The organism is Micromonospora foliorum, assembly GCF_022229015.1.
In the GTDB taxonomy this organism is placed as follows: domain Bacteria; phylum Actinomycetota; class Actinomycetes; order Mycobacteriales; family Micromonosporaceae; genus Micromonospora; species Micromonospora foliorum.
This window is the reverse complement of sequence record NZ_JAKKFF010000366.1, coordinates 1-6,505: the sequence shown is the minus strand read 5'-3', so window position 1 is coordinate 6,505 and position 6,505 is coordinate 1. Positions and strand designations below refer to the sequence as shown.

Annotated in this window: 8 protein-coding genes; 1 reads left to right on the top strand and 7 read right to left on the bottom strand. The window is 71.9% G+C overall.

What is annotated here, in order from left to right:
* The 7 genes from PSH25_RS24670 to infB form a co-directional block, all read right to left on the bottom strand.
* The coding region (locus PSH25_RS24670) for an MATE family efflux transporter (RefSeq protein ID WP_238661336.1) at positions 1-925 on the bottom strand (925 nt) is incomplete at its 3' end.
* Positions 926-1,410: 485 nt separating this feature from the next.
* Positions 1,411-1,620 (bottom strand): DUF6186 family protein, encoded by a 210-nt coding sequence (locus PSH25_RS24665; RefSeq protein WP_238661337.1) that lies wholly within the window; start codon positions 1,618-1,620, stop codon positions 1,411-1,413.
* Positions 1,620-2,027 carry a hypothetical protein gene (locus tag PSH25_RS24660; protein WP_030489478.1) on the bottom strand — a complete coding sequence of 136 codons (408 nt, stop codon included), beginning with the start codon at positions 2,025-2,027 and terminating at the stop codon, positions 1,620-1,622. Before PSH25_RS24660 ends, PSH25_RS24665 begins: the two co-directional genes overlap by 1 nt.
* Before the next feature lie 103 nt (positions 2,028-2,130).
* The gene (locus PSH25_RS24655) at positions 2,131-3,180 is read right to left on the bottom strand and encodes a DHH family phosphoesterase (RefSeq protein WP_238661335.1); all 1,050 of its coding nucleotides are present in this window, start codon (positions 3,178-3,180) and stop codon (positions 2,131-2,133) included.
* The gene (gene rbfA / locus PSH25_RS24650; protein ID WP_238661334.1) at positions 3,177-3,668 is read right to left on the bottom strand and encodes a 30S ribosome-binding factor RbfA; all 492 of its coding nucleotides are present in this window, start codon (positions 3,666-3,668) and stop codon (positions 3,177-3,179) included. The genes PSH25_RS24655 and rbfA overlap by 4 nt, the downstream gene beginning before the upstream one ends.
* 127 nt (positions 3,669-3,795) lie before the next feature.
* Entirely contained in the window at positions 3,796-4,092 is a 297-nt protein-coding gene (locus PSH25_RS24645) for a DUF503 domain-containing protein (RefSeq protein WP_030489481.1), read from the bottom strand.
* 90 nt (positions 4,093-4,182) lie between these two features.
* Entirely contained in the window at positions 4,183-6,009 is a 1,827-nt protein-coding gene (gene infB, locus PSH25_RS24640) for a translation initiation factor IF-2 (RefSeq protein WP_238661333.1), read from the bottom strand.
* Positions 6,010-6,279: 270 nt separating this feature from the next.
* Here infB and PSH25_RS24635 point away from each other — a divergent pair.
* Positions 6,280-6,505: histidine kinase (locus tag PSH25_RS24635; RefSeq protein ID WP_238661332.1), on the top strand; the 226-nt coding region annotated here is incomplete at its 3' end.

Sequence of the window (6,505 nt, the reverse complement as noted above, 5' to 3'; positions counted from 1 at the left end):
GGCGGGCGAGCGCCCGCGCCGCCGCGTCGTCGCCGGCGCCGAGCGCGGCACCGACCAGGGACTGCGCGGCGATGGCGAGGGCGTCGAGCACCAGCGCGGTGAAGAACCAGAGTTGCAGGGCGATCTGGTGGGCGCCGACGGCGGCGGCGCCGAAGCGGGCGGCGACGGCGGTCGCGGACAGGAAGCTGGCCTGGAACGCCAGCCCACGGATCAGCAGGTCCCGGCTGAGCACCAGTTGCTGGCGGATCACGCGGGGTCGGGGCCGCAGCGACACCCGCTCACCGACCAGGGCCGCGGCGAAGAGCACCCCGCAGAGCGTCTGCGCGACGACGTTCGCCACCGCCGAGCCGACCAGACCCAGCCCGCCGGGGTAGACCAGCAGCGGGCACAGCAGCGCGGAGAGCAGGTTGGGGCCGAGCACGAAGAACAACGGGCGGCGAGTGTCCTGCACGCCGCGCAGCCAGCCGTTGCCGGCGGCGGCGAGCAGCAGGCCAGGAGCGCCGAGGGCCGCGATCCGCAGCCACTGCGCGGCGGCGTCGGCCACGTCGCCACCACCACCGGCGAGGGTACGCGCGAGCGCGCCGCCGCCGACCTGCATGCCGATCGCGATCAGCAGACCGACGCCGAACGCCAACCAGGACGACTGGACGCCCTCGGCGACCGCGGCTGCCCGGTCACCCGCGCCGAAGCGGCGGGCCGCACGCCCGGTGGTGCCGTAGGCGACCACGGTGCCCACCCAGGCGGTGAGCGTCATCACCGTGCCGCCGACGGCGAGCGCGGCGAGCGGCACCCGGCCGAGGTGACCGACCACGGCGGTGTCGACAAGCACGTAGAGCGGCTCGGCGGCCAGCACCACGAGGGCCGGCAGGGCGAGGCCGGCGATCCGCCGGGGCGAGGCGGGTCGGTGGGCGGCGGTCTGGCTCATCGCCGCCGATCCTGGCATGGCTGCGGTAAGGATCGCAATCCCGCCGACTACTTACCCGTCGGCGGGTGGCACGTGGCGTCCCCGCGGCCCCGCGCTGTGCCTACCGCCGGACGGGTCGGATCACTGCCGGGTGTCCATCGACGTCTGCAGCGCGCGGCGGGCCTGCTCGCGGGCGTCGTCGGTGGCGGTCTCGGGCTTGGGCTTGTTCGGCATGGTGGCGCTCCTCTTCCCAGGGCGCGAGTCGCCGACACGCGGCGACCCTCACGGGCGGTCGTGCTGAGCGCCCCACGGCGGTCCGGGATTACCGGAGCAGCCGACTGGGCAGCGTGAGCCCGGGTCGATCCGACCCTGGAGGGAGGCGGCACGGGGTGTGGCACCACCGCCCATGACCTGCACCGCCAGGCGGCACCGGCCTTCTCCCAAGTTATCGTTCAGGTCCACATACTGCTTACGGTTCCCGCCATTTGGACGGTCGGCAACCCGGCTCAGCGGGCCAGGAAGTGCCAGCCCAGCCACCACCAGAACCCGAACAGACCGATCCGGCCCACCGGCACCGAGCCCACCTCGTAGCGCATCACGTAGGCGCAGACCTCGCCCAGGGTGGGGATCCGAGACCCCTCCCGCCGGGCCATCCACTCGACCACCGCGAAGAGGACCAGCGAGGCCAGGAAGCCGCCGATCGCGAGCGCTCGCATCATCGCCGCACCAGCCCCCAGAACGCGGCCAACCAGGCGAACCAGACCGCCGACCGGGTCAGGTGATCCTCCAGGAGCGGGTCGGCCAACCGGGAGAAGGTGGGGAAGTCATCGCCGGCGGCCAGCACGAAGGTCGCGCCCTCGAAGACCCCGAAGACCACCACCGGCACCGCCCACCAGGCCGCCCCCGCGCCCAACCGGCGCGGCGCCGGCCGGCGGGGCACCCGGTTGCTCAGACCGAGCCAGATCAGCACCCCACCGGTGCCGAGCGTGAACAGATTCGCCTCGGTGGAGAAGGACGCGAACCGGCCGCCGACGAGCGACAGGCAGACGAGGACGGGAACGGAGACGGCGGGCCGGTCCCAGGCGCGGGGGGCCTCCACGGTGAGGTCGTGCGGCTGCTCCATCCCGCAATTCTTCCCGGTATCACGGAACGCGGGAAGACCAACACTCCCCGGAGCTGACCCTGATCTTCCGCGCCAGCCGATCGACAGCGGTCGAAGGACGACGTCAGCCGACCAGCGCCGCGTCCAGCTGACCGCGGATCGACTCGACCACCTGCTCGACGGTGCCCCGACCGGTGAACCCGGCCGCGAACGTGTGCCCGCCACCGCCGAGCGCGACCGCGACCCGACTGACGTCCACCGCGCCCTTGCTGCGCATCGACACCGCCCACTCGGCGGGCCTGGTCTGCTTCACCACGCAGCTCACATCCGCCTCGGCGGTGCAGCGCACCGAGTCGATCAGCGCCTCCAGCACGTACGGCCGCTGGTCGTGCCGGGCCAGGTCGTCCAGCGTGGCGAAGGTCCAGACCAGCCCCCGGCCCCCGGCGGCGGCCGGCTCCAGCCGGGCCCGGCCGAGCACCTCACCGAAGAGGCGGACCGCGCCGAAGGGGCGGGTGTCGAAGACCCGCCGGGAGATGTCACCGGGCGAGATGCCGGTCGCCAGCAACCGGGCGGCCATCTGATGCACCGCCGGGGTGGTCGCCTCGAACCGGAACGAGCCGGTATCCGTGGTCAGCGCCACGTAGAGGCACTCGGCGATGGCCGGATCCACCACCACCCCGAGCCGGGCCAGCAACTGTTCGGCCACCACCGAGGTGGCCGCCGCACCCGGGTCGACCAGGTTGACCGTGCCGAAACCGGGGTTGGAGGCGTGGTGGTCGAGCACCAGCGCCGCACCCGCCGACGACAGCCGCCCGGCCAACTCACCGAGGCGCGACTCGCTGGCCGCGTCGAAGCAGATCACCAGATCGGGCGCCGGGTCGGCGGCGTCCGCCGGGACCAGCAGGTCCAGCCCGGGCAGCCCCCGGAACGGCTCCGGCACCTCCGGCGGCCCGGGAAAGGTCGCCTGCACGTCGCGTACGCCGAACTGCCGCAGACCCAGACCGAAGCCGAGCATGCTGCCCAGCGCGTCGCCGTCCGGGTTGATGTGGCAGATCAGCAGCGTACGGGCGGTCGGCGGGAGAGCCCGCACCAACGCCTCGGCCGCGGCCCAGTCCGCCTCGGCGGGGCCGAGCCCGGCGGCCCCGGCGAGCGGGGCGCTGGCGGTGCTGGTCACCGCGTTTCCCCACCCCGCGGGGTCTCCTTGACGTCGGTGGCCTCGTCGGCCTCGTCCGTCTCGTCGTCCTCGTCATCCACCCGGTACGGCTGGGCCTCGCCGGCGTACTTCGCCTGGGCGGCGAGTCGCTGCACCTCGGCGTCGGCGTTGCGGGCGGCGGCGAGCAGGTCGTCGATGTGCTTGACCTGGTCCTGCACGTCGTCGAGGACGAACGTGAGGGTCGGCGAGTGGCGCAGCCCGAGGGCCTTGCCGACCGTGCTGCGCAGCAGCCCCTTGGCGCTCTCCAGGGCCGCCGCGGTGTCCGCCTGGGCCACCGAGTCACCGAGCACGGTGTAGAAGACCGTCGCGTCACGCAGGTCAGCGGTAATCCGGGCGTCGGTGATGGTGATCATCCCGAGCCGCGGGTCCTTGATCTGGCTCCGCACCACCGACGCGACCAGCTCACGCACCCGTTCCGCGTGCCGGCGTACCTTGGCCGGATCAGACATCTCGCCACCTCCACGGCGTCCTGCTTCCGGTCGAGCCGGCGGCCCGGAGGCCGCCGGCCGACCGGCCAACATCTCGAACATTACCTTCGGGGCCGCTCCGGTCGCCCGGCACCAGCCGGCACCGTGCTCAGTCGTCGTCCACGCCGTAGAGCCGGCGCCGGACCGACAGCAACTCGACTTCGGGGCGACCGGCCACCAGGCGCTCACAGGAGTCGAGCACCTCGCGGACGTGCGCCGTCTCGGCGGCCACCACGGCCACCGCGAGCTGCGCTCGACCATGCAGGTCGAGCGCACCCACCTCGGCGGCCGACACCTCGAAGCGGCGCAGCGCCGCCACGATCGGCCGTACATATGATCTCTTGGCTTTGAGCGACCTGGAGTCGCCCGGCAGCAGCAGGTCGAAGACCGCGGTTCCGGTGAACATCGCCCCGGACGATACCGCCAACCCGCCCCGCATGATCAAGGGGTTTACGCCAGTCGGCGTAAACCCCTTGATCAGCGTGTCACTGCCGGATCAGGCGCGAACCTTCTCCCGCATCTCGAAGGTCTCGATGACGTCGCCGACCTGGACGTTGTTGTAACCACCCAGGGTCAGACCGCACTCGAAGCCCTCGCGGACCTCGGTGGCGTCGTCCTTGAACCGCTTGAGCGAGGTGATCGTGAGGTTGTCCGCCACGACCGCCCCGTCCCGAAGCAGGCGAGCCTTCGCGTTGCGTCGGATGATGCCCGACCGGACGATGCAACCGGAGATGTTGCCGATCTTGGACGAGCGGAAGACGTCGCGGATCTCCGCGCTGCCCAGCTCGGCCTCCTCGTACTCCGGCTTGAGCAGGCCCTTGAGCGCTGCCTCGATCTCCTCGATGGCCTGGTAGATGACGGTGTAGTACCGGATCTCCACGCCCTCGCGGTCGGCCATCTCACGGACCTTGTTCGAGGCCCGCACGTTGAAGCCGATGATCGTGACCGGCTCGGACGACGCACTCGCGAGCATGACGTTGCTCTCGGTGATCGCGCCGACGCCCCGGTCGAGGACCTTGAGCTGGACCTCCTCGGGGATGTCGAGGTTGAACAGCGCGTCCTCCAGGGCCTCCACCGAACCGGAGACATCGCCCTTGAGGATGAGGTTGAGCGAGGTCTTCTCGCCCTCCTTGAGCTGCTCCATGAGCGTCTCGAGGGTGGCCCGACCACGGGAGTTGGCGAAGGACGCCGCCCGCCGCCGTGCCTGCCGCTGCTCGGCGATCTGCCGCACCGTGCGGTCGTCCGCCGCGGCCAGGAACGTGTCTCCCGCGCCGGGCGGCGCGGTCAGACCCAGCACCATGACCGGACGCGCCGGCCCAGCCTCGGTGAGCTGGTTGCCGTTCTCGTCGAGCATGGCCCGGACCCGGCCGTGCGCCCCACCGGCGACGATCGAGTCGCCCGCCCGCAGGGTGCCCTTCTGCACCAGCACCGTCGCCACCGCACCGCGGCCCTTGTCCAGGTGTGCCTCGATGGCCACACCCTGCGCCGGCCCGTCGATCGGAGCGGTCAGCTCCAGCGACGCGTCGGCGGTCAGCAGGACGGCCTCGAGCAGCTCCTCGATGCCGATGCCCGGCTTGGCTGCCACGTTGACGAACATGGTCTCGCCGCCGTACTCCTCGGCGACCAGGCCGTACTCGGTCAGCTGCTGGCGGACCTTGTCCGGGTTGGCGTCCGGCTTGTCGACCTTGTTGACCGCGACCACGATCGGCACGTCGGCCGCCTTGGCGTGGTTCAACGCCTCGATGGTCTGCGGCATCACGCCGTCGTCGGCCGCGACGACCAGGATCACGATGTCCGTGACCTGGGCACCACGAGCACGCATGGCGGTGAACGCCTCGTGACCCGGGGTGTCGATGAAGGTGACCGCCCGGTCCTCGCCCTCGTGCGGGACGTGGACCTGGTAGGCACCGATGTGCTGGGTGATGCCACCCGCCTCACCGGCCACGACGTTCGCCTTACGGATGGCGTCGAGCAGCTTGGTCTTACCGTGGTCGACGTGACCCATGACGGTCACCACCGGCGCACGGCTGACCAAACGCTCCTCGGCCACCTCCGCGTCGAGGTCGATGTTGAACTGCGCGAGCAGCTCGCGGTCCTCGTCCTCCGGGCTGACGATCTGGATGTCGAAGCCCAGGTGCTCACCCAGCAGGTGCAGGGTGTCGTCAGAACAGGACTGGGTCGCGGTCACCATCTCGCCCAGGTTGAACATCTCCTGGACCAGCGAACCCGGGTTGGCGTTGATCTTGTCCGCGAAGTCCGACAGCGAGGCGCCACGGGAGAGCCGGACGATCTGACCCTGACCCCGGGGAGCACCCGAGCTCATGGTCGGAGCCGACAGGTTGTCGAACTCCTGTCTGCGCTGCTTCTTGGACTTGCGACCGCGCGTCGGCCGACCACCCGGACGCCCGAAGGCACCCGCGGCGCCGCCGCCACGGCCACGACCGCCCGCACCCGGACGACCGCCACCACCGGCCGGACCACCCGGACGGAAACCGCCACCGGGAGCACCCGCACCGCCGCCGGGACCGCCACGGTAGCCACCGCCACCGCCGGCACCCGGCTGCTTCTCGCCGCCTGCCTGGGCGGGCTCCCAGTGGTCTTCGGCCTGTGGGTACGGGCCCGTCAGGACACGCTCGCCGCTCTGCGGGACCGGGCCGAGCGGCTGGAACGCGAGCAGGAGGCCCGCGCCGACCGGGTCCGCGCCGAGGAGCGGACCCGGATCGCCCGGGAGATGCACGACGTGGTGGCGCACCGGGTCTCGCTGATGGTGGTGCACGCCGGGGCGCTGGAGGTGACCGCCGTGGACCCGGCGACCGTCG